The 18,927-nt window shown below is 67.2% G+C and carries 20 protein-coding genes; 17 read left to right on the plus strand and 3 right to left on the minus strand.

What is annotated here, in order from left to right; genetic code table 11:
• The first annotated feature begins 11 nt into the window (after window positions 1-11).
• The 3 genes from ACP26O_RS26240 (at window position 12) to gltA (ending at window position 2,438) form a co-directional block, all read left to right on the plus strand.
• Window positions 12-713, plus strand: a complete 702-nt coding sequence (locus ACP26O_RS26240; protein WP_011658352.1) for a succinate dehydrogenase iron-sulfur subunit — start codon at window positions 12-14, stop codon at window positions 711-713.
• 84 nt (window positions 714-797) lie between these two features.
• Window positions 798-1,070 carry a succinate dehydrogenase assembly factor 2 gene (locus tag ACP26O_RS26245; RefSeq protein WP_011658353.1) on the plus strand — a complete coding sequence of 91 codons (273 nt, stop codon included), beginning with the start codon at window positions 798-800 and terminating at the stop codon, window positions 1,068-1,070.
• Window positions 1,071-1,136: 66 nt separating this feature from the next.
• The gene (gene gltA, locus ACP26O_RS26250; protein WP_011658354.1) at window positions 1,137-2,438 is read left to right on the plus strand and encodes a citrate synthase; all 1,302 of its coding nucleotides are present in this window, start codon (window positions 1,137-1,139) and stop codon (window positions 2,436-2,438) included.
• Between the two features lie 89 nt (window positions 2,439-2,527).
• On the opposite strand, the gene ACP26O_RS26255 is transcribed toward gltA, so the two are convergent.
• Window positions 2,528-3,511: a helix-turn-helix domain-containing protein gene (locus ACP26O_RS26255; protein WP_175663118.1), complete on the minus strand. Its 984-nt coding sequence runs from the start codon at window positions 3,509-3,511 to the stop codon at window positions 2,528-2,530.
• A gap of 71 nt (window positions 3,512-3,582) precedes the next feature.
• Here ACP26O_RS26255 and ACP26O_RS26260 point away from each other — a divergent pair, with 71 nt between their 5' ends.
• The 5 genes from ACP26O_RS26260 (at window position 3,583) to ACP26O_RS26280 (ending at window position 8,565) form a co-directional block, all read left to right on the plus strand.
• Entirely contained in the window at window positions 3,583-3,972 is a 390-nt protein-coding gene (locus ACP26O_RS26260; protein ID WP_126225104.1) for a VOC family protein, read from the plus strand.
• 110 nt (window positions 3,973-4,082) lie between these two features.
• Complete coding sequence (locus ACP26O_RS26265) at window positions 4,083-5,336, plus strand: DUF1479 domain-containing protein (protein ID WP_175663117.1); 1,254 nt, start codon at window positions 4,083-4,085, stop codon at window positions 5,334-5,336.
• A gap of 232 nt (window positions 5,337-5,568) precedes the next feature.
• Window positions 5,569-6,327, plus strand: coding sequence for a dimethylarginine dimethylaminohydrolase family protein (locus tag ACP26O_RS26270; RefSeq protein ID WP_175663116.1), 759 nt, complete (start codon window positions 5,569-5,571; stop codon window positions 6,325-6,327).
• A gap of 101 nt (window positions 6,328-6,428) precedes the next feature.
• On the plus strand, window positions 6,429-6,893 hold the full coding sequence (locus tag ACP26O_RS26275; protein WP_126225107.1) for an Lrp/AsnC family transcriptional regulator: 465 nt from the start codon (window positions 6,429-6,431) through the stop codon (window positions 6,891-6,893).
• A 139-nt stretch (window positions 6,894-7,032) separates the two neighbouring features.
• On the plus strand, window positions 7,033-8,565 hold the full coding sequence (locus tag ACP26O_RS26280; protein ID WP_175663115.1) for an amino acid permease: 1,533 nt from the start codon (window positions 7,033-7,035) through the stop codon (window positions 8,563-8,565).
• 201 nt (window positions 8,566-8,766) lie between these two features.
• On the opposite strand, the gene ACP26O_RS26285 is transcribed toward ACP26O_RS26280, so the two are convergent.
• Window positions 8,767-9,492, minus strand: coding sequence for a glutathione S-transferase (locus ACP26O_RS26285; protein ID WP_175663114.1), 726 nt, complete (start codon window positions 9,490-9,492; stop codon window positions 8,767-8,769).
• A 126-nt stretch (window positions 9,493-9,618) separates the two neighbouring features.
• Complete coding sequence (locus ACP26O_RS26290; protein WP_175659544.1) at window positions 9,619-9,951, minus strand: cupin domain-containing protein; 333 nt, start codon at window positions 9,949-9,951, stop codon at window positions 9,619-9,621.
• A gap of 246 nt (window positions 9,952-10,197) precedes the next feature.
• Here ACP26O_RS26290 and leuC point away from each other — a divergent pair, with 246 nt between their 5' ends.
• From leuC to ACP26O_RS26335, 9 genes are all read left to right on the plus strand, one after another.
• Window positions 10,198-11,607: a 3-isopropylmalate dehydratase large subunit gene (leuC, locus tag ACP26O_RS26295; protein ID WP_011658378.1), complete on the plus strand. Its 1,410-nt coding sequence runs from the start codon at window positions 10,198-10,200 to the stop codon at window positions 11,605-11,607.
• Window positions 11,608-11,610: 3 nt separating this feature from the next.
• Complete coding sequence (locus tag ACP26O_RS26300; RefSeq protein WP_175663113.1) at window positions 11,611-11,757, plus strand: entericidin A/B family lipoprotein; 147 nt, start codon at window positions 11,611-11,613, stop codon at window positions 11,755-11,757.
• A 65-nt stretch (window positions 11,758-11,822) separates the two neighbouring features.
• Window positions 11,823-12,473 carry a 3-isopropylmalate dehydratase small subunit gene (gene leuD, locus ACP26O_RS26305; RefSeq protein WP_006754088.1) on the plus strand — a complete coding sequence of 217 codons (651 nt, stop codon included), beginning with the start codon at window positions 11,823-11,825 and terminating at the stop codon, window positions 12,471-12,473.
• 75 nt (window positions 12,474-12,548) lie between these two features.
• Window positions 12,549-13,616 carry a 3-isopropylmalate dehydrogenase gene (gene leuB, locus ACP26O_RS26310; protein ID WP_175663112.1) on the plus strand — a complete coding sequence of 356 codons (1,068 nt, stop codon included), beginning with the start codon at window positions 12,549-12,551 and terminating at the stop codon, window positions 13,614-13,616.
• A 119-nt stretch (window positions 13,617-13,735) separates the two neighbouring features.
• Window positions 13,736-13,855 (plus strand): 3-isopropylmalate dehydrogenase, encoded by a 120-nt coding sequence (locus ACP26O_RS26315; protein ID WP_124628490.1) that lies wholly within the window; start codon window positions 13,736-13,738, stop codon window positions 13,853-13,855.
• Window positions 13,856-13,937: 82 nt separating this feature from the next.
• Window positions 13,938-15,059 carry an aspartate-semialdehyde dehydrogenase gene (gene asd / locus ACP26O_RS26320; protein WP_006756674.1) on the plus strand — a complete coding sequence of 374 codons (1,122 nt, stop codon included), beginning with the start codon at window positions 13,938-13,940 and terminating at the stop codon, window positions 15,057-15,059.
• A 267-nt stretch (window positions 15,060-15,326) separates the two neighbouring features.
• Complete coding sequence (locus tag ACP26O_RS26325; RefSeq protein WP_175663111.1) at window positions 15,327-17,408, plus strand: FimV/HubP family polar landmark protein; 2,082 nt, start codon at window positions 15,327-15,329, stop codon at window positions 17,406-17,408.
• On the plus strand, window positions 17,408-18,220 hold the full coding sequence (gene truA / locus ACP26O_RS26330; RefSeq protein WP_175655071.1) for a tRNA pseudouridine(38-40) synthase TruA: 813 nt from the start codon (window positions 17,408-17,410) through the stop codon (window positions 18,218-18,220). Before ACP26O_RS26325 ends, truA begins: the two co-directional genes overlap by 1 nt.
• Window positions 18,217-18,918 carry a phosphoribosylanthranilate isomerase gene (locus ACP26O_RS26335; RefSeq protein ID WP_165753654.1) on the plus strand — a complete coding sequence of 234 codons (702 nt, stop codon included), beginning with the start codon at window positions 18,217-18,219 and terminating at the stop codon, window positions 18,916-18,918. Before truA ends, ACP26O_RS26335 begins: the two co-directional genes overlap by 4 nt.
• Window positions 18,919-18,927 lie beyond the last annotated feature (9 nt).

The raw sequence follows: 18,927 nt of genomic DNA on the forward strand, positions 1-18,927 counted from the left end.
AGGAATCCGAAATGGCAAAACGCATTTTTGAAGTCTACCGCTACGATCCGGACAAGGACGCGGCGCCGCGCATGCAGACGTACGAGCTCGAGATCCAGCATGAGCGCATGCTGCTCGACGCACTGGTCAAGCTGAAGGCAGTGGACGAGACGCTGTCGTTCCGCCGCTCGTGCCGTGAAGGCGTGTGCGGCTCGGACGCGATGAACATCAACGGCAAGAACGGTCTCGCGTGCCTGACGAACCTGAACGACCTGCCGCAGAAGATCGTGCTGCGCCCGCTGCCGGGCCTGCCCGTCGTGCGCGACCTGATCGTCGACATGACGCACTTCTTCAACCAGTATCACTCGATCAAGCCGTACCTGATCAACGACGCGCCGCCGCCGGAGAAGGAACGCCTCCAGTCGCCGGAAGAGCGCGACGAGCTCGACGGCGTGTACGAGTGCATTCTGTGCGCGAGCTGCTCGACGTCGTGCCCGAGCTTCTGGTGGAACCCGGACAAGTTCGTCGGCCCGGCCGGCCTGCTGCAGGCTTACCGCTTCATCGCGGATAGTCGCGACACGGCCACCGGCGAGCGTCTCGACAACCTGGAAGACCCGTACCGTCTGTTCCGTTGCCACACGATCATGAACTGCGTCGACGTTTGCCCGAAGGGCCTGAACCCGACGAAGGCGATCGGCAAGATCAAGGAACTGATGGTTCGCCGCGCGGTTTGACATGATGACCCCCAAGCTCACTTTGTCCGCCGCCCCCCGAGGGGGCGTCGACACCCTTGAGGCGGCCCTGCGGGTGTCTTTGCGATGAGCGACGATTCGCATCAATCCGACCCGCACCGTCGCGCGCGCCTTCGCTGGCGCGCGCGGCGGGGTCTGCTGGAAAACGACATCATCTTCGAGCGTTTCTTCAGCAGATACGAGCATGACCTCACCGATGCAGACGTAGGCGCGTTGTCGCGCCTGCTCGATCTGAGCGACAACGACCTGATGGACTTGCTCCTCGCGCGCAAGGAACCAGAGGGCGACCTAGACAGCCCGGAAATTCACAGGCTGTTGGAGATGCTGCGCAACGTGTAACGCCAAGGTGTCACGCGTTGTGCCCGTTATCGAATCCCGTTTCTTTATTTCGATTGAGGATGTGCCATGACTCCGTCTGATGTTAAAGCCACGCTATCGTTCAGCGACAACTCGCCGAGCGTCGAAATGCCGATCTACAAGGGGACGATGGGCCCGGACGTAATCGACATCCGCAAGCTGTACGGCCAGACCGGCAAGTTCACTTACGACCCGGGCTTCATGTCGACGGCAGCTTGTAATTCGGCGATCACGTACATCGACGGCGACAAGGGCGAACTGCTGTACCGCGGCTACCCGATCGACAACCTCGCGCAGAACGCTGACTTCCTTGAGACCTGCTACCTGCTGCTGAAGGGCGAGCTGCCGAACGCCGCGCAAAAGAAGGAATTCGTCGACACCGTCACGAAGCACACGATGGTGCACGAGCAGATGCACTTCTTCTTCCGTGGCTTCCGTCGCGACGCGCACCCGATGGCGGTGCTGGTGGCGGCCGTCGGCGCGCTGTCGGCGTTCTATCACGACTCGCTCGACATCAACGATCCGCGTCACCGTGAAGTATCGGCGATCCGCATGATCGCGAAGCTGCCGACGCTCGTCGCGATGGCGTACAAGTTCAGCATCGGCCAGCCGTTCGTTTATCCGAAGAACGAACTGTCGTACAGCGCGAACTTCATGCACATGATGTTCTCGAACCCGTGCGAAGAGTACAAGGTCAACGACGTGCTCGTGCGCGCACTCGACCGTATCCTGATCCTGCACGCCGATCACGAACAGAACGCATCGACGTCGACGGTCCGCCTGGCCGGCTCGTCGGGCGCGAACCCGTTCGCGTGTATCGCTGCCGGTATCGCATGTCTGTGGGGCCCGGCGCACGGTGGTGCGAACGAAGCCGCGCTGAACATGCTCGAGCAGATCGGTTCGCCGGACAACATCCCCGAATTCATCAAGCAGGTGAAGGACAAGAATTCGGGCGTGAAGCTGATGGGCTTCGGCCACCGCGTGTACAAGAACTACGACCCGCGTGCGAAGCTGATGCGCGAAACGTGCTACGAAGTGCTGAACGAACTGGGCCTGCACGACGACCCGCTGTTCAAGCTCGCGATGCAGCTCGAGAAGATCGCGCTGGAAGACGAATACTTCGTGTCGCGCAAGCTGTACCCGAACGTCGACTTCTACTCGGGCATCGTTCAGCGCGCGCTGGGCATCCCGACGTCGATGTTCACGTGTATCTTCGCGATGGCACGTACGGTCGGCTGGATCGCACAGTGGAACGAAATGATTGCGGATCCGGAGCAGAAGATCGGCCGTCCGCGTCAGCTGTTCATCGGCGACGCGCCGCGCGAAGCGAAGCCGATCAACGCACGTTAAGTCGTGCGCGGCGCGAACGGCCGTCAGGCCGCTCGCGTCCGGCAAACGCAACGCCCCGCACCCCGGTGGGTCATCCCACCGGGGTGTTTTCATTTGCGCGGCCGGCGTTGGCCATGGTCCGGCCCGGTCCCGCGTTCCAGCGACGGCGGCCGCGTGTCGAGCGGCGGCGTGTCGGCATCGGGCGCGTGGCCGTGCTGCGCGAAGAACTGCCGGTACGCGCCGGGTGTCATCCCGCGCGCGGCGAGGAACTGGCGGTTGAAGTTCGCGGCATTCGGAATGCCGCAGCGCGCGGCCACCGTCGCGATCGGCCAGTCGGTGCCGACCAGGTGGCGGCACGCATGTGCGAGCCGCAGCCGCTGCACGTAGCGGCCGACGCTTTCGCCGAGGTGCCGCACGAACAGCCGCTGCAGCGTGCGCTCGGACATGTGTGCGACGGCGGCGAGCGCGTCGATGCGCAGCGGCTCGTGGAAGTGCCGGTCGATCGCATCGAGCACGCGATCGAGGCGCTCGGCTTCGGGCACGGCCGAGTCGGTCGATGACGTTGCCGTGTCGGCCCGGCCGTAGGCCTGCGCGGTGGCGAGCGGCTCGCCGCCGGCTTCCGCAAGGTCGGCCAGCGTGTCGAGCGCGGCCGCGAGGCGCACGCGCGGGGAAGGGTCGAGCAGCCGCGGCAGTCGCTCGCGCATCGCGCGGGCCGTCGCGGCGTCGAACGCGAGGCCGGGCGCCGCGCGCCGCAGCAGCGAGCGCAGCGGCGCGTACTCGGGACAGCAGTCGGCCACGCGCCGCGCCCAGTCGCCGTCGAACCAGACGACGAGCGCGACTTCCGGCGCGTCGCGATCGATGCGCGCGTTCGACGACCACGTATGCGGCAGGTTGGGCGGCACGAGCACCAGGTCGTCGTCCGTGTAGCGGGCGACGTGATCGCCGACGAAGCGTCGGCCGCGGCTGTTCAGTGTCAGCGTCAGTTCGTACTCGGGATGACGATGCCATTCGAACGGAATGCGCGCGAGCTGGCGGTGGTACACGCGGATCGAACAGCCGGGGGCGAACGCCACATGCTCGTACTGCGGCTTCAACGCGACCTCCGGTCGAGCGCGGCACCGCGCCGTGGCATGATCGTGATCGATCTTCACGACGGAGCGATGCCATGTTTTCACATGTTTGCGTGGGCGTGCGCGATACCGCGCGCGCTTACGACTTTTACGCGCCGCTGTTCGCGGAACTCGGCCTGCGTCTGAAATTCAGCGAACCGGACGGCTGGTCGGGCTGGATGCCGGCCGACGTCGACCGGCCGCTGTTCTTCTTCGGCCGGCCGCTCGACGGCCGCGCGCCGGAACCGGGCAATGGCCACACGATCGCGTTCGACGCGCAAACGCGGGCGCAGGTCGATCGCTGCCATGCGCTTGCGCTGCAGCACGGCGGCACCTGCGAAGGGCCGCCGGGCCTGCGGCCGCACTATCACCGCGACTACTACGGCGCGTATTTCCGCGATCCGGACGGCAACAAGCTGTGCGTGGTCTGCCATCGTCCCGAGTAGCGCGCCGGTTGTCAGGATTGTATCGATTGTTGGCCGGATAGTGTCGATCGCAGCCGTGCGTCGGCCGTACGCTGAGCACTCGTACGACACCATTCCACGAGGAGACAGCGATGCACCTGACGATCGACGATTTGCCGGCCGCGATCCGCGCGGCGAAAAGGGCGCTGCGCGCCGACCTGCCCGGTTACGCGGCCACGTTCCGCGAACTGGAGGGCGATATCGCGCGGCAGGTCGACGCGATCCGCCGTGCGCACGCGCACGGCCATGACGTGATTCCGGTGCTGCGGTTCGCGGATATCGCGAACGGCACCGTCGATCCGCAGGCGATCGCCGCGATCCGCACGCACGGTGCGGCGGTGATTCGCGGCGTGTTCGACGCGGCGCAGGCGCGTGACTGGAATGACGAGATCGGCGCGTACCTGGAGGCGAACCGCTTCGCCGAGCGGCTGGAGGCGCGTGCCGAGGATCGCTACTTCGGCAACCTCGCGTCGGGCAAGCCGCAAATCTACGGCGTCTACTGGTCGAAGCCCCAGGTGGCCGCGCGCCAGTCGCCGGCGCTCACGCAGGCACGCGTGTTCATGAACCGCCTGTGGCGGCATGCGGACGGCCAGCGCATGCATGTCGATCCCGACCGGGTGCCGGCCTACGCGGACCGGATCCGCCGCCGGCCGCCGGGCTCCACGTCGCTCGGGCTGTCGCCGCATGTCGACGGCGGCTCGGTCGAACGGTGGCTCGGCGCGAATTTCCGGCAGGTCTATCGCCACGTACTGCGCGGCCAGTGGCGCGATTACGATCCGTTCGACGCCGCGTTTCGTCCCGATGTCGAGGAGATTCCGTCGCCGGCCGTATGCTCGATGTTCCGCACGTTCCAGGGCTGGACCGCGCTGACGCCGCAGGGGCCCGGCGACGGCACGCTGCAGCTGATTCCGGTGGCGAACGCGATGGCGTACGTCGTGCTGCGCGCGCTGCAGGACGACGTCGCAGACGACGACCTGTGCGGCGCGCGTCCGGGTCGCGCGCTGTCGATCCTGCCCGAATGGCATGCGTTGCTGCTCGACGCGCTGGTGCCGATTCCGCACATGGAGCCGGGCGATGCCGTGTTCTGGCACGGCGACGTCGTGCACGCGGTTGAGGATGCGCATCGCGGCAGCGGCGACAGCAACGTGATGTACATCGCGGCCGCGCCCGGCTGCGCGAAGAACGACGCGTACCTGCAGCGCCAGCGGCTCGCGTTCCTGCGTGGCGACAGCCCGCCGGATTTCCCGGCCGATCATTTCGAGGTCGAATTCGACGGCCGGGGCGGCGAGGGCGACCTTACGGCGCTTGGCCGTGCGCAAATGGGGTTCGAGCCGGTCGCTGCATGACGGATGCGGCGGACGCAGTGGACGCGACGCTCCGGCACGCGGCATCAGTCGATCGCGCCGCTTGCGCCGGCCGTCTGCCGAATCCGCTGCGTTCCGCGTTCAATTCGACGCGATCGGCTGCGGGCGTGCCCGAAATCGACGCGAATTGCGCAAATTGGCTTCCGATAATGGTCCGGACACAACGCAGCCGCCCCGTGCACCGCACGGGGGCAGCGTGACCATGGAGGAGTCGATGCAATTCACGCAAGCGATCGTTCGCCGTCCCGCGCCGTCCTGTGGCGCGGGTCTTACCACCGCCACGCTCGGCGCACCCGACTACGACAAGACGCTCACGCAGTTCCACGCTTACTGCGACGCACTGCGCGGGCTCGGCGTCGCGCTGACCGAGCTGCCGCCGCTCGACGCATTCCCCGATGCGCATTTCGTCGAGGACGTCGCCGTCGTGACGCCCGAATTCGCGGTGATCACGCGCCCCGGCGCGCCTGCGCGGCGCGGCGAGACGGTGCACATCGAAGCCGCGCTCGGCGCGCATCGCGACCTGCTGCCGATGCAGCAAGGCCGTCTCGACGGCGGCGACGTGATGCTGGTCGGCACGCGCTTCTACATCGGCCTCACGGGCCGCACCGACGCCGAAGGCATCGCCGCGTTCGAAGCGCTGGTGTCGCGCTACGGCTATTCGGTCGTCGCGGTGCCGGTCGGCGCGGGCCTGCACCTGAAGTCGGTCGTCAACGCGCTCGGCGACGACACGCTGCTCGTGACCGAGGCACTGGCCGTGCATCCGGCGTTCGCCGACTATCGCCGGATCGCGATCTCGGTCGCCGACGAATACGCGGGCAATACGCTGCGCGTGAACGGCACGCTGATCACGCCGGCCGGCTATCCGCGCGTGCACGACGCGATCGGCTCGCTCGGGCTGCCGCTGCACGTGATCGACACAAGCGAGTTCCGCAAGATGGATGGCGGCCTGACCTGCCTGTCGCTGCGGTTCTAGCCGATTGGCGCACGGCCGCATCGGCCGGATAATGTGGCCCCCGCGCGGAAACGGAGGAGACGCTCCGCGCACCAGCCACGACCCGACCGGAGCGAACGCGGATGACCGACAAGAAGATGCAGCTCGACAAGATCGATCTCCGGATCCTCGACATCCTGCGTACCGACGGACGGATTTCGTACCGCAAGCTGTCGGAGCTCGTGAACCTCACGCCACGTCCGTGCCAGGCGCGCGTGGAGCGGCTCGAGGCGCTCGGCGTGATCGAAGGCTACCGCGCGGTGATCAAGGCGCCGCGCGCGACCAAGCCGATCGTCGTGATCGCGCAAATCGTGCTCGCCGATCACGGGCGTTCGCAGGCGCCGTTCGAGGACGAAATGCGGACCAATCCGGCCGTGCTCGACTGCTGGCTCGTCAGCGGCACGTTCGATTTTCTCGTGCGGCTCGCGTGCGAGGATCTCGACGAATACCGGCGGATCGCGAACGCGTGGCTGGAAAGCCCGCGGTTCCGGATCGAGAAGATCGTGACGACCGCCGAGCTGCAGGCGATCAAGCGCAGCATCGTCTGACGCGGCAGTGCGCGTCGGGGCCGCCGGCATCGGACGAGCGGCCCGACGGGCAGCACCGTTTTTCGAAGCGAATAACCGGGCCGATCGATTGGTATTCCGAATCAATTCGAGCGGCCCGATTCCAACCAGGGTGAATGCTATGGATGCTTTGCAAGCGGCAGCGCAGACGGCCGCGCCGTCCGGGACGGCGCTCAAGCGCCGGCTGCAGGGCCGCCACATCGCGATGATCGCGATCGGCGGCTCGATCGGCACGGGGCTGTTCGTCGCGTCGGGCGCGTCGGTCGCGCAGGCGGGGCCGGGCGGCGCGATCGCCGCGTATGTCGCGATCGGTCTGATGGTCTATTTCGTCGTCACGGGGCTCGGCGAGATGGCCGCGCTGATGCCGGTGTCGGGCTCGTTCGCGATCTACGGCGAGAAATACGTCGACGAAGGCTTCGGCGTCGCGCTCGGCTGGACCTATTGGTACAGCTGGGCCGTGACGATCGCGATCGAGCTGGTCGCCGCGCAGATCGTGATGCGCTACTGGTTTCCCGCGATACCGGGCGTATGGTGGGGCGCCGGGTTCCTGGTGCTGATCTTCCTGCTGAACACGCTGTCCGTGCGCGGCTTTGGCGAATCGGAATACTGGTTCTCGCTGATCAAGGTCGTCACCGTGATCGCGTTCATCGCGGCCGGGTTGCTGATCGCGGCCGGGCTGCTCGGCAACGGGCAGCCGGTCGGCTGGCGCAACTTCAGGACCGGCGACGCGCCGTTCGTCGGCGGCGTGCACGCGATGATGAGCGTCGCGCTGATCGCGGGCTTCTCGTTTCTCGGCACCGAGCTGGTCGGCATCACGGCCGGCGAATCGGAAAACCCGCGCAAGACGATCCCGCGCGCGGTGAAGCAGATCTTCTGGCGGATCATGCTGTTCTACGTGTTCGCGATCTTCGTGATCGGCCTGCTGGTGCCGTACACCGATCCGAACCTGCTGAAGAGCGACGTGACCGATATCGGCGTGAGCCCGTTCACGCTCGTGTTCAGCCACGCGGGCTTTCCGCTCGCGGCCGGCGCGATGAACCTCGTGATCCTGACGGCCGTGCTGTCTGCCGGCAATTCCGGCACGTATGCGGCCACGCGAATGCTGTACAACCTCGCGGCGGAGGGCCGTGCGCCCGCGATGTTCGCGACGCTGTCGCCGGGCGGCGTGCCGCGCAACGCGCTGTACGCGACGATGGCGGTGGGCGGGCTGTGCTTTCTCACGTCGCTGACCAACAACCAGAGCATCTATCTGTGGCTGCTCAATACGGTCGGCATCACCGGCTTCATCGCGTGGCTCGGCATCGCGGTCTGCCATTACCGGTTCCGCAAGGGCTTCGTGAAGCAGGGCTACCGGCTCGATCAACTGCCGTACCGCGCGAAGTGGTTCCCGTTCGGGCCGCTGTTCGCGATCGCGATCTGCATCGTGATCTCGCTCGGGCAGGATTACCAGGCATTCTTCGCGGCCCGCATCGACTGGCTGGAAGTGCTGTCGATCTATGTGTGGATCCCGCTGTTCGTCGCGATCTGGTGGGCGTATCGCCGCGTGCGCAAGAGCCGGCTCGTGCGGTACGAGGAGATGGATATCGGGCCGTGGCTCACGCGCTCGGTCGAGGCAGTCGACGCGGCGCTGATGCAGCACGGGCAGTCGCGCTGAGTGGCGGGCGTGCGCCGCAGTTGCGCGAGCATGGCGCACGCCCCGACCTCGCGATCGCGCTCGACGAATGGCGCGAGACACGGACCGACGGTGAAGGGCGGCGCACGGTGCGGCGTTCGCTGGCCCTGTTCCGGCGTGAAGCGGATGGCCTGACCGTGTGGCGACAGCGTCCCGAGACGCCGGCCCGCGCGTGCATCGACGCTACTTGTCGAGCTCCGGATAGTGCCGGAAGATCCCCATGTCGTTGAACGGGATGCGGCGCTCGGACTCGAGATAACGCACGATCGGCGGATGCTGCGCGACGCGATCGTGCAGGCCGACGAGTCCCTCGACCTTGCGCTCCGCGCGCTTCATCGCCTTCGGAAACGCGTAGCGCAGGCCTTCGATCAGCTGGAATATCGACAGATCCGCGTAACTGAGCGCGCTGCCGGCGAGATAGCCGCCCTTGTGCGGATTCTGCGCGAGCACGCGATCGAAGTAGCCGAGGTATTTCGGCAGCCGGTGCTCGAGGAAGTCGGCCGCGCGCTCGGCGGCCTCGGCCTTCTGGTCCTCGTAGTACAGGCCGCTGCCGATCGGGTGATGCGTGTCGTGGATCTCGGTGACGAAATCGGCGACGGTCAGCTGGAGCTGATGCACCCACAGTCGCCCGGCTTCGTCATCGGGCGCGAGCCCGAGCCGCGCGCCGAGAAACAGCAGGATGTTCGCGACCTGCCCGACGACCACGTCGCCGGCCTTCAGGAACGGCGGCGCGAACGGCACGCATTCGTCCTTCGTGCTGTCCATCATGCGCATCATTGCAGACACGCCCATGCCGCGCCCCGATTCGCGCGCGACGTCGACATAGTCGGCTTCGGCCGCCTCGAGCGCGAGCCGCACGTATTCGCCACGGCCCTGGATTTCGGGCCAGTAATAGAGTTCATATCGCATGCATTGCTCCTGTCCGGTCGATGCGGCGGGGGTGCGCGCATCGTGGTGGCGGGGAGGGCGGCCGTGCGCCGCCCGTTGCGAATAGACAGTCTAGGAGATCGAGCGGGAAGTGATGCGCGAGTCGCCTCACGCGCCGCGCTCGCCGCTTTCGCCGCCTTCCGGGCCATGGAAGAACACCCAGGTCGAGAAGTCGTCGGAGAAGCCGGCGAAGCGGTGCGCCGCGAACGCGGGCACGAACAGCACGTCGCCGGCCGCGACGCCGCATTCGCGTCCGTCGAGGACGAATCGCGACGTGCCCGCGGCAATCACGTAGACCTCGTCGCGCGTATGCGGCGTTTGCAGGTCCTCGCCGCGCGGCCGGTACAACTCGATGTCGAGCGTGCCGTGGCGAAACAGTGTCGTGAACAGCGTGCCTTCAGCGTCGAGGCGGGCGAGCGAGTCATGGATGCCGAGCTTCATCGTCGTGGGCTCCGGGTCCGGATCGTGGTCGTGGGGACGTTCAGACGTGCGTCGTCCCATCGTATGCCGGAATCCGGCCCGGGGTGAACGCCGTTTGCCGGGTAATGCCGATACAGGTATTGGCACTACCAGCCAAACCACTGTTTTTAATGGGTTTTTTCGCGTCTCGCCTGCGCCGCGGCGCATTCTGCGTGGCATAATCGACCGCATCCGCAAGGCTTGTAGTCACAACGACCCCGCATACCCATGGCACAGACTCTCTACGACAAACTGTGGAATACCCACGTCGTCCACACCGAGGACGACGGCACGGCATTGCTCTATATCGACCGTCAGCTGCTGCACGAAGTCACGAGCCCGCAGGCATTCGAAGGGCTGAACGTCGCGCATCGCCCGGTGTGGCGCATCAGCGCGAACCTGGCCGTGTCGGATCACAACGTCCCGACCACGGATCGCAGCCACGGCATCGCCGATCCGGTCTCGAAGCTGCAGGTCGACACGCTCGACGCGAACTGCGACGCGTTCGGCATCACGCAGTTCAAGATGAACGACGTACGCCAGGGCATCGTGCACATCATCGGGCCGGAGCAGGGCGCGACGCTGCCGGGCATGACGATCGTCTGCGGCGATTCGCACACGTCGACGCACGGCGCGTTCGGCGCGCTCGCGCACGGCATCGGCACGTCGGAAGTCGAGCACGTGCTCGCGACGCAAACGCTGCTGCAGAAAAAGAGCAAGAACATGCTCGTGAAGGTCGAGGGCGCACTGCCGCGCGGCTGTACCGCGAAGGACATCGTGCTCGCGATCATCGGCAGGATCGGCACGGCCGGTGGCACGGGCTACGCGATCGAATTCGGCGGCTCGACGATCCGCGCGCTGACGATGGAAGGCCGGATGACCGTCTGCAACATGGCGATCGAAGCCGGCGCGCGCGCGGGCATGGTCGCCGTCGACGACACGACGATCGACTACCTGAAGGGTCGTCCGTTCGTGCCGACCGGCGCGGAATGGGACCAGGCCGTCGAGTACTGGCGCGAATTCAAGTCCGACGAAGGCGCGCAGTTCGACCGCGTCGTCGAGCTGAACGCGGCCGAGATCGTCCCGCAGGTCACGTGGGGCACGTCGCCGGAAATGGTCACGTCGATCGACGGTCGCGTGCCCGATCCCGAGCGCGAGAAGGATCCGGTCAAGCGCGACGCGATGGAACGCGCGCTGGCCTACATGGCGCTCGAGCCGAACACGCCGATGGAGTCGATCAAGGTCGACAAGATCTTCATCGGTTCGTGCACGAACGCGCGCATCGAGGACATCCGCGCGGCCGCGTATGTCGTGAAGAAGCTGAACCGTCGCATTGCATCGAACGTGCGGCTCGCGATGGTCGTGCCGGGCTCGGGTCTCGTGAAGGCGCAGGCCGAGCGCGAAGGGCTCGACAAGGTGTTCACCGATGCGGGCTTCGAATGGCGCGAGCCGGGCTGCTCGATGTGCCTCGCGATGAATGCCGACCGGCTCGATCCGGGCGAGCGCTGCGCATCGACGTCGAACCGCAACTTCGAAGGCCGGCAGGGCGCGGGCGGTCGCACGCACCTCGTGAGCCCCGCGATGGCGGCGGCGGCGGCGATCGAAGGCCACTTCGTCGACATTCGCCAGCTGGGGTAACGCGTGACGGCATCGAAGCTCATCGCGCGGCTCGTTGCCGCGCTGGCGTTCGCGGGGCTGGGCTTCGGCCTTGCGGGCTGCAATACCGTCCGAGGCTTCGGCCAGGACGTCAATGCCGCCGGCAACGCGCTGCAGCGCGCCGCGGACTGACGCCCGCCAGGAATTTGTCGATGTGCGCCGGCTGACTGCCGGCCCTTCAACCGGATAGACGGATCATGGAAAAATTCACAGTGCATACCGGCGTCGTGGCGCCGCTCGATCGCGAGAACGTCGACACCGACGCGATCATCCCGAAGCAGTTCCTGAAGTCGATCAAGCGCACGGGCTTCGGTCCGAACGCGTTCGACGAATGGCGTTACCTCGACCACGGCGAGCCGGGCCAGGACAACTCGAAGCGCCCGCTGAACCCGGACTTCGTGCTGAACCAGCCGCGCTACCAGGGCGCATCGGTGCTGCTCGCACGCAAGAACTTCGGCTGCGGCAGCTCGCGCGAGCACGCACCGTGGGCGCTGCAGCAGTACGGCTTCCGCGCGATCATCGCGCCGAGCTTCGCCGACATCTTCTTCAACAACTGCTACAAGAACGGGCTGCTGCCGATCGTGCTGACCGAGCAGCAGGTCGATCACCTGTTCAACGACACGTATGCGTTCAACGGCTATCAGCTGACGGTCGACCTCGACGCCCAGGTCGTGCGCACGGGCGACGGCCGCGAGTATCCGTTCGAGATCGCCGCGTTCCGCAAGTACTGCCTGCTGAACGGCTTCGACGACATCGGCCTCACGCTGCGTCACGCGGACAAGATCCGCCAGTTCGAAGCCGAGCGGCTCGCGAAGCAGCCGTGGCTCAACAACAAGCTGGTCGGCTGAGATTGCCTCCGGGCGGGCGCGCATGACGCGCGCTCGCCGACCTGCCACCCACACCTACCCAGTCAGGAATAACGCATGAAGATTGCAGTGCTGCCCGGCGACGGCATCGGTCCGGAAATCGTCAACGAAGCCGTCAAGGTGCTGAACGCCCTCGACGAACAGTTCGAACTCGAGCAGGCGCCGGTCGGCGGCGCGGGCTACGAGGCGAGCGGTCATCCGCTGCCGGACGCGACGCTGAAACTCGCGAAGGAAGCGGACGCAATCCTGTTCGGCGCGGTCGGCGACTGGAAGTACGACTCGCTCGAGCGCGCGCTGCGCCCCGAGCAGGCGATCCTCGGGCTGCGCAAGCACCTCGAGCTGTTCGCGAACTTCCGCCCGGCGATCTGCTATCCGCAGCTCGTCGATGCGTCGCCGCTGAAGCCGGAACTGGTCGCGGGCCTCGACATCCTGATCGTGCGCGAACTGAACGGCGACATCTACTTCGGCCAGCCGCGCGGCGTGCGCGCAGCGCCGGACGGCCCGTTCGCCGGCGCGCGCGAAGGCTTCGACACGATGCGCTACTCGGAGCCGGAAGTGCGCCGCATCGCGCACGTCGCGTTCCAGGCCGCGCAAAAGCGCGCGAAGAAGCTGCTGTCGGTCGACAAGTCGAACGTGCTCGAAACGTCGCAGTTCTGGCGCGACGTCATGATCGACGTGTCGAAGGAATACGCGGACGTCGAGCTGTCGCACATGTACGTCGACAACGCGGCGATGCAGCTCGCGAAGGCGCCGAAGCAGTTCGACGTGATCGTGACCGGCAACATGTTCGGCGACATCCTGTCGGATGAAGCGTCGATGCTGACGGGCTCGATCGGCATGCTGCCGTCGGCGTCGCTCGACAAGAACAACAAGGGTCTGTACGAGCCGTCGCACGGTTCGGCGCCGGACATCGCGGGCAAGGGCATCGCGAACCCGCTGGCGACGATCCTGTCGGCCGCGATGATGCTGCGCTACTCGCTGAATCGCGCCGAGCAGGCCGATCGCATCGAGCGCGCGGTGAAAACGGTGCTCGAACAAGGCTATCGCACGGGCGACATCGCGACGCCGGGCTGCAAGCAGGTCGGCACGGCGGCGATGGGCGATGCGCTTGTCGCCGCGCTGTAACGCGCAGGGTGATGACGTACGGCAATTAATGTAGAAAGGGTGCGAACGGGCCGCGAAATCGGCCGGTTCGCGCGGGGTTGGCCGTTGTGCGGCCAACCGGCTTTGTGTAGACTCGAACGATGGCGCTGATTTCCCTGATCTCCCCGGTCCTGAAACTCCACGGCAACACTGCCCGTGTGGGTACGCGCGCCATCGTCATCACGAAAACCATTACCACGAAAACGATCATTAAACGCTGATCGTCCGTCGTGCCCGCCTGTTTCCCCGCGCGGTCACGCCGGGGGCGGAAATGGCGGGGAAGCTCCATTCAAAGGGTTAGTCATGAACGTAGGTCTCGTAGGTTGGCGCGGCATGGTCGGCAGCGTGCTGATGCAACGCATGCAGGAAGAAGGTGATTTCGACCTGATCGAACCGGTGTTTTTCAGCACCAGCAATACGGGCGGCAAGGCGCCGTCGTTCGCGAAAAACGAGACTACGCTCAAGGACGCGACCAACGTCGACGAGCTGAAGAAGTGCGACGTGATCATCACGTGCCAAGGCGGCGACTACACGAACGACGTGTTCCCGAAGCTGCGCGCGGCCGGCTGGAACGGCTACTGGATCGACGCGGCGTCGTCGCTGCGGATGAAGGACGACGCGGTCATCATCCTCGATCCGGTCAACCTCGACGTGATCAAGGACGCGCTCGTCAAGGGCACGAAGAACTTCGTCGGCGGCAACTGCACGGTCAGCCTGATGCTGATGGCGCTGGGTGGCCTGTTCCGCGAGAACCTGGTCGACTGGATGACGGCGATGACCTACCAGGCCGCATCGGGCGCGGGCGCGCAGAACATGCGCGAACTGCTGTCGCAGATGGGCGCGCTGCACGGCGCGGTGCAGGAACAGCTCGCTGATCCGGCTTCCGCGATTCTCGACATCGATCGCCGCGTGCTCGCGACGATGAACAGCGATGCGATGCCGACGAGCCACTTCGGCGTGCCGCTCGCTGGTTCGCTGATTCCGTGGATCGACAAGGATCTCGGCAACGGGATGTCGAAGGAAGAGTGGAAGGGCGGCGCGGAAACCAACAAGATCCTCGGCAAGCCGGCGATGGGCGAGCCGGGCTCGATTCCGGTCGACGGGCTGTGCGTGCGGATCGGCGCGATGCGCTGCCACTCGCAGGCGCTGACGATCAAGCTGAAGAAGGATGTCCCGCTCGACGAAATCAACGGCATCCTCGCGTCGGCGAACGACTGGGTGAAGGTCGTGCCGAACGAGCGTGAAGCGTCGATGCGCGACCTGTCGCCGGCGAAGATCACCGGCACGCTGACGGTGCCGGTCGGCCGCCTGCGCAAGCTCGCGATGGGCGGCGAATACCTGTCGGCGTTCACGGTCGGCGATCAGCTGCTGTGGGGCGCGGCCGAGCCGCTGCGCCGCATGCTGCGTATCCTGCTCGACAAGTAAGGATTCGCGCGTGAAGCAAAGACGCCTGCCAGCCCCTTGCGGGGCGGCAGGCGTTTTTCATTGGTCGGCGCCGGGCATGGGCGGCCGCATTCGTCGGCGACGAATTCGGCCGGAACCCGATCGTGTGAAGTAAACTATGCGGTTACGACGCGCAGAGTCGCCGAAAGCGTCGCGTTCTGCGCGACGCTTTTGCATTTCTGCGGCGACTTTATTGACGCTTCCCTACGCGAATCCGAGCCGCGCCCGCGCGCGGCGATTGAGCCTACGATGTCCCGAATTTCCTTGTTTCCGCGTCAGTCCCGTCTGTCGCGCGCCGTGCGTGGCGCGCTGGCGATCCTGGCGCTCGGCACGGCCGTGTCGGCCTGGGCGGCCGACACCGGCGAGTTGGCGGCGTCCGCCACCGGCGGCCCCGCGCCGCTGAACGTGACGGTCCAGCCGGGCCAGTCGTTGAACGACCTCGCAAAAGCGGCCACGCAGTCGCACGACCCGGCCGTGCTCGCGCGCGCCGGCCGTGCGCTGTTCGACGCCAATCCGCAGGCGTTCATGAAGCGCGACCCGAGCCGCCTGAAAGTCGGCGCGACGCTGACGGTGCCGGCGCTCGACGCGACCGGCGCGGCGCTCGTGCCGGCCGGTGCGTCGAGTGCGTCCGGTGCATCGGCGGTGTCGGCGCCAGCGGCGGCGGCGGTAGCCGCGTCAGGCACGGCTGCGGCCGCAGTCGCGCAGCATGGCGCGTCCGCGCCGCACCCTGGGTCGGCCGTGCAAAGCGTGCCGGCCGCATCGGCCGCGCATGCGGCGCCGGCCAGCAGTGCAAGCGTCGCGGTGGCGGCAGGGGCGTCGGCGCCGATCGGCGCATCCGCCGCGCATGGCGCGTCGACGGTCGAACCCGTTCAGCCGGCAGCGCCTGCGGCTGGCGCAAGCGGGCCGCACGTGTGGAGCGGCGCGATCCAGTCCGCACCGTCGTCCGCGAGCGACGCCGCTGCGCAGGTCGCACCGGGCGGCGCGGCTCAAGGCATGCACGAACCGTCCGCGGCGGCACCCGTCGCGGGCGCGTCGCAGCCACGGCCGTCGAGCCTTCAGCAACTGCTCGCGCTGAAGAACCGCGTGCTGATGGAGCTGCAGAAGCACGGGATCGGCAAGCCGGCCGACACAAACAACGTTGCACCGGCGCGCGCGCCGGCTCCGGCACCCGCTGCGCCGCGCCCCGCCGCGAATGACGCAGGTGCATCCGCTGCCGCGCCTGCATCGGCCGCGAGCGAAGCGGCGTCCGATGTGGTCGCCAGCGCGGCGCAGCCGGCATCGGCACCCGTGCAGCCGGCCGTGCCGGTCACGCCCGCCGCGCCCGCGCGCGGTGCGGCACAGATCGACTGGCGTCCGACAGCAATGGCCGGTGGGGCCGTGCTCGTTCTCGCGGCCTGGTTCGCGTGGCGCAAGCGCCGGAAAGCGCGGCCTGCCGATGCGATCGCCCCGGAATCCGGCGGAGCGGCTGCCGTCGATGCCGGCGCATCATCGTCGCCCGTCGAACCCTTGCCGCCGATCCTTCCCGAGACGCCGCTCGCACGCGACGCCGCGGCCGATGTGAACCTCATCGCGGCTACCGCGGCAGCGGCGGGGGCCGTCGACACGCATGAAGCCGAGGTCGCGTCGCCGCCGGAAACCGCGAAGCCGCACGACGATCAACCGGAAGCACCGTCCGCGCACGCCGCGCTCGAGCGCGACGCAGCGCCGGCCTCGCACGACGTGAAGCCCGTCGCGGAAACGGCCGCGGACGAGCCGCTGCAAACGCCTGCGGCGCCGTCGACGAACGACGCGCAGCACGCGGCGCTGATGCAGAACGCGATCAGCGCGCTCAACAGTCTCGACATGCCGTTGCCGCCGCGTCAGACGGACGAGCCGGCCGCACGGGAAGGGCAAGCCGAAAGCGAGCAAATCGCAACTAACGGTCAATCCGCGTCGCACCCGCCGGTTGGCGCGACCGATCTGTCACCGGAACACCCGGCCGACCAGGACGACGAGTTCGATTGGGATCCGGATGCGGCAAGGCCCGCACCTCACGCGGGCGGCGCATCCGCGCCGTCGTCGCTGCCGCCGCTCGGCGGCGCGCAGTTCGGCGCGTTGAAACTGGATTTCGATCTCGACCTGCCATCCGCGCCGGGCGCCGCGTTGCCTGCGCTGACGCCGGAAGAGCTCGCGCGCATCGCGCGCAACAAGCTGGATCTCGCGTCGGAGTACGTCGAACTGGGTGACCTGTCCGGCGCGCGCACGCTGCTGCAGGAGGTAATCGACGCGAACGACGCCGCGACGCGCGACGATGCACGTGCGCTGCTCGCGAAACTGGCGGACGAGGCGTAATGCGGATCGCGCTGGGAGTCCAGTACGACGGCGCGGCGTTCTGCGGCTGGCAGGCGCAGCCGCACGGCAAGACCGTGCAGGACGCGCTCGAGCGCGCGCTCGGCGAATTCGCGTGCGTGCCGTTGCATACGACGGTCGCGGGGCGCACCGACACGGGCGTGCACGGGCTCGGGCAGGTCGTGCACTTCGACACGGACCTCGACCGCACGGATTTCTCGTGGGTGCGCGGCACCAACGCGTTCCTGCCGTCGACCGTTTCCGTGCAATGGGCGAAACCGATGCCGGACACGTTCCATGCGCGTTTCGCGGCGTTCGAACGCACCTATTACTACGTGCTGTACGTGCATCCCGTGCGCTCGCCGATGCTGGCCGGCCGTGCGGGATGGATCCACACGCCGCTCGACGACGACGCGATGCGCGCCGCCGCCGCGCACCTGATCGGCGAGCATGACTTCTCGTCGTTCCGGTCGTCGGAATGCCAGTCGAAGACGCCGGTCAAACACCTGTATCAGATCGACGTGCGGCGCTCGGGCCACTTCATTCATTTCCGGTTCCGCGCGAACGCGTTCCTGCACCACATGGTGCGCAACCTGATGGGCTGCCTCGTCGCGGTCGGGCGCGGCCGCTATCCGGCCGACTGGCTCGCGGACGTGCTGGCCGGGCGCGACCGCAAGCTCGCCGCGCCCACGTTCATGGCCGACGGGCTGTATCTTGCCCATGTCGGCTACCCGGCGGAATTCGCCGTCCCGCCCGCGCAACTCGGCAGCGTGCCGTGGAGCAGCGTCTGGGCCGATCTGGACCTACCATCATGACGGATCACGCCGTGCCTTCTCCGACCTCCGCCGCGACCGGCCTCGCGCCGCGCACGCGCATCAAGCTGTGCGGCCTGTCGCGCCCCGAGGACGTGCTGCACGCCGCGGCACTCGGCGCCGACGCGATCGGCCTGGTGTTCTACCCGAAGAGCCCGCGCGCGGTATCGATCGCGCAGGCGGCCGAACTGGCGCGCCTCGCGCCGCCGTTCGTGTCGGTGGTCGGGCTGTTCGTGAACGCGACCGAAGCCGAGATCGACGCAGTGGTGCGCGACGTGCCGCTCACGGTGCTGCAATTCCACGGCGACGAGACGCCCGAGCAGTGCGACGCGCTCGGCCGCGCGGCCCGCCTGCCGTGGTTGCGCGCGGTGCGCGTCGGCCCCTCGACTCAGCCGTCCGATTTGGTAGAATCGGCACTTCATTATTCGAAAGCGCGCGGCCTCCTGTTCGACACCCTGGTGCCGGACTACGGCGGTAGCGGCAAGGTCTTCGATTGGTCTCTTATTCCCGCAGAGCTCGCGCATCGGGCCGTTTTGAGTGGTGGCTTGAGCGCGCAAAACGTCGGTGATGCGATCCGCCAGTTGCGCCCGTTTGCTGTCGATGTCTCGAGTGGCATCGAAGTGGAGGGCGCGAAGGGCGTGAAGGATCACGCCCGGATGGCGGCGTTCGTACGCGCGGTGCGCGAAGCGGACGCCCGGTGATGCAAGAAG

The sequence above is a fragment of the Burkholderia sp. R-40 genome (assembly GCF_049942845.1).
Lineage (GTDB): Bacteria > Pseudomonadota > Gammaproteobacteria > Burkholderiales > Burkholderiaceae > Burkholderia > Burkholderia ambifaria.

What these genes read in the sequence shown, in the direction of transcription:
- ACP26O_RS26285 (WP_175663114.1), bottom strand. Translation starts at nt 9,492, where the DNA reads ATGCGATATGAACTCTATTACTGGCCCGAAATCCAGGGCCGTGGCGAA.
- leuB (WP_175663112.1), top strand. Translation starts at nt 12,549, where the DNA reads ATGAAGATTGCAGTGCTGCCCGGCGACGGCATCGGTCCGGAAATCGTC.
- ACP26O_RS26265 (WP_175663117.1), top strand. Translation starts at nt 4,083, where the DNA reads ATGCACCTGACGATCGACGATTTGCCGGCCGCGATCCGCGCGGCGAAA.
- ACP26O_RS26325 (WP_175663111.1), top strand. Translation starts at nt 15,327, where the DNA reads ATGTCCCGAATTTCCTTGTTTCCGCGTCAGTCCCGTCTGTCGCGCGCC.
- truA (WP_175655071.1), top strand. Translation starts at nt 17,408, where the DNA reads ATGCGGATCGCGCTGGGAGTCCAGTACGACGGCGCGGCGTTCTGCGGC.
- ACP26O_RS26275 (WP_126225107.1), top strand. Translation starts at nt 6,429, where the DNA reads ATGACCGACAAGAAGATGCAGCTCGACAAGATCGATCTCCGGATCCTC.
- ACP26O_RS26245 (WP_011658353.1), top strand. Translation starts at nt 798, where the DNA reads ATGAGCGACGATTCGCATCAATCCGACCCGCACCGTCGCGCGCGCCTT.
- leuD (WP_006754088.1), top strand. Translation starts at nt 11,823, where the DNA reads ATGGAAAAATTCACAGTGCATACCGGCGTCGTGGCGCCGCTCGATCGC.
- ACP26O_RS26290 (WP_175659544.1), bottom strand. Translation starts at nt 9,951, where the DNA reads ATGAAGCTCGGCATCCATGACTCGCTCGCCCGCCTCGACGCTGAAGGC.
- leuC (WP_011658378.1), top strand. Translation starts at nt 10,198, where the DNA reads ATGGCACAGACTCTCTACGACAAACTGTGGAATACCCACGTCGTCCAC.
- ACP26O_RS26335 (WP_165753654.1), top strand. Translation starts at nt 18,217, where the DNA reads ATGACGGATCACGCCGTGCCTTCTCCGACCTCCGCCGCGACCGGCCTC.
- gltA (WP_011658354.1), top strand. Translation starts at nt 1,137, where the DNA reads ATGACTCCGTCTGATGTTAAAGCCACGCTATCGTTCAGCGACAACTCG.
- ACP26O_RS26270 (WP_175663116.1), top strand. Translation starts at nt 5,569, where the DNA reads ATGCAATTCACGCAAGCGATCGTTCGCCGTCCCGCGCCGTCCTGTGGC.
- ACP26O_RS26315 (WP_124628490.1), top strand. Translation starts at nt 13,736, where the DNA reads ATGGCGCTGATTTCCCTGATCTCCCCGGTCCTGAAACTCCACGGCAAC.
- ACP26O_RS26280 (WP_175663115.1), top strand. Translation starts at nt 7,033, where the DNA reads ATGGATGCTTTGCAAGCGGCAGCGCAGACGGCCGCGCCGTCCGGGACG.
- ACP26O_RS26240 (WP_011658352.1), top strand. Translation starts at nt 12, where the DNA reads ATGGCAAAACGCATTTTTGAAGTCTACCGCTACGATCCGGACAAGGAC.
- ACP26O_RS26260 (WP_126225104.1), top strand. Translation starts at nt 3,583, where the DNA reads ATGTTTTCACATGTTTGCGTGGGCGTGCGCGATACCGCGCGCGCTTAC.
- asd (WP_006756674.1), top strand. Translation starts at nt 13,938, where the DNA reads ATGAACGTAGGTCTCGTAGGTTGGCGCGGCATGGTCGGCAGCGTGCTG.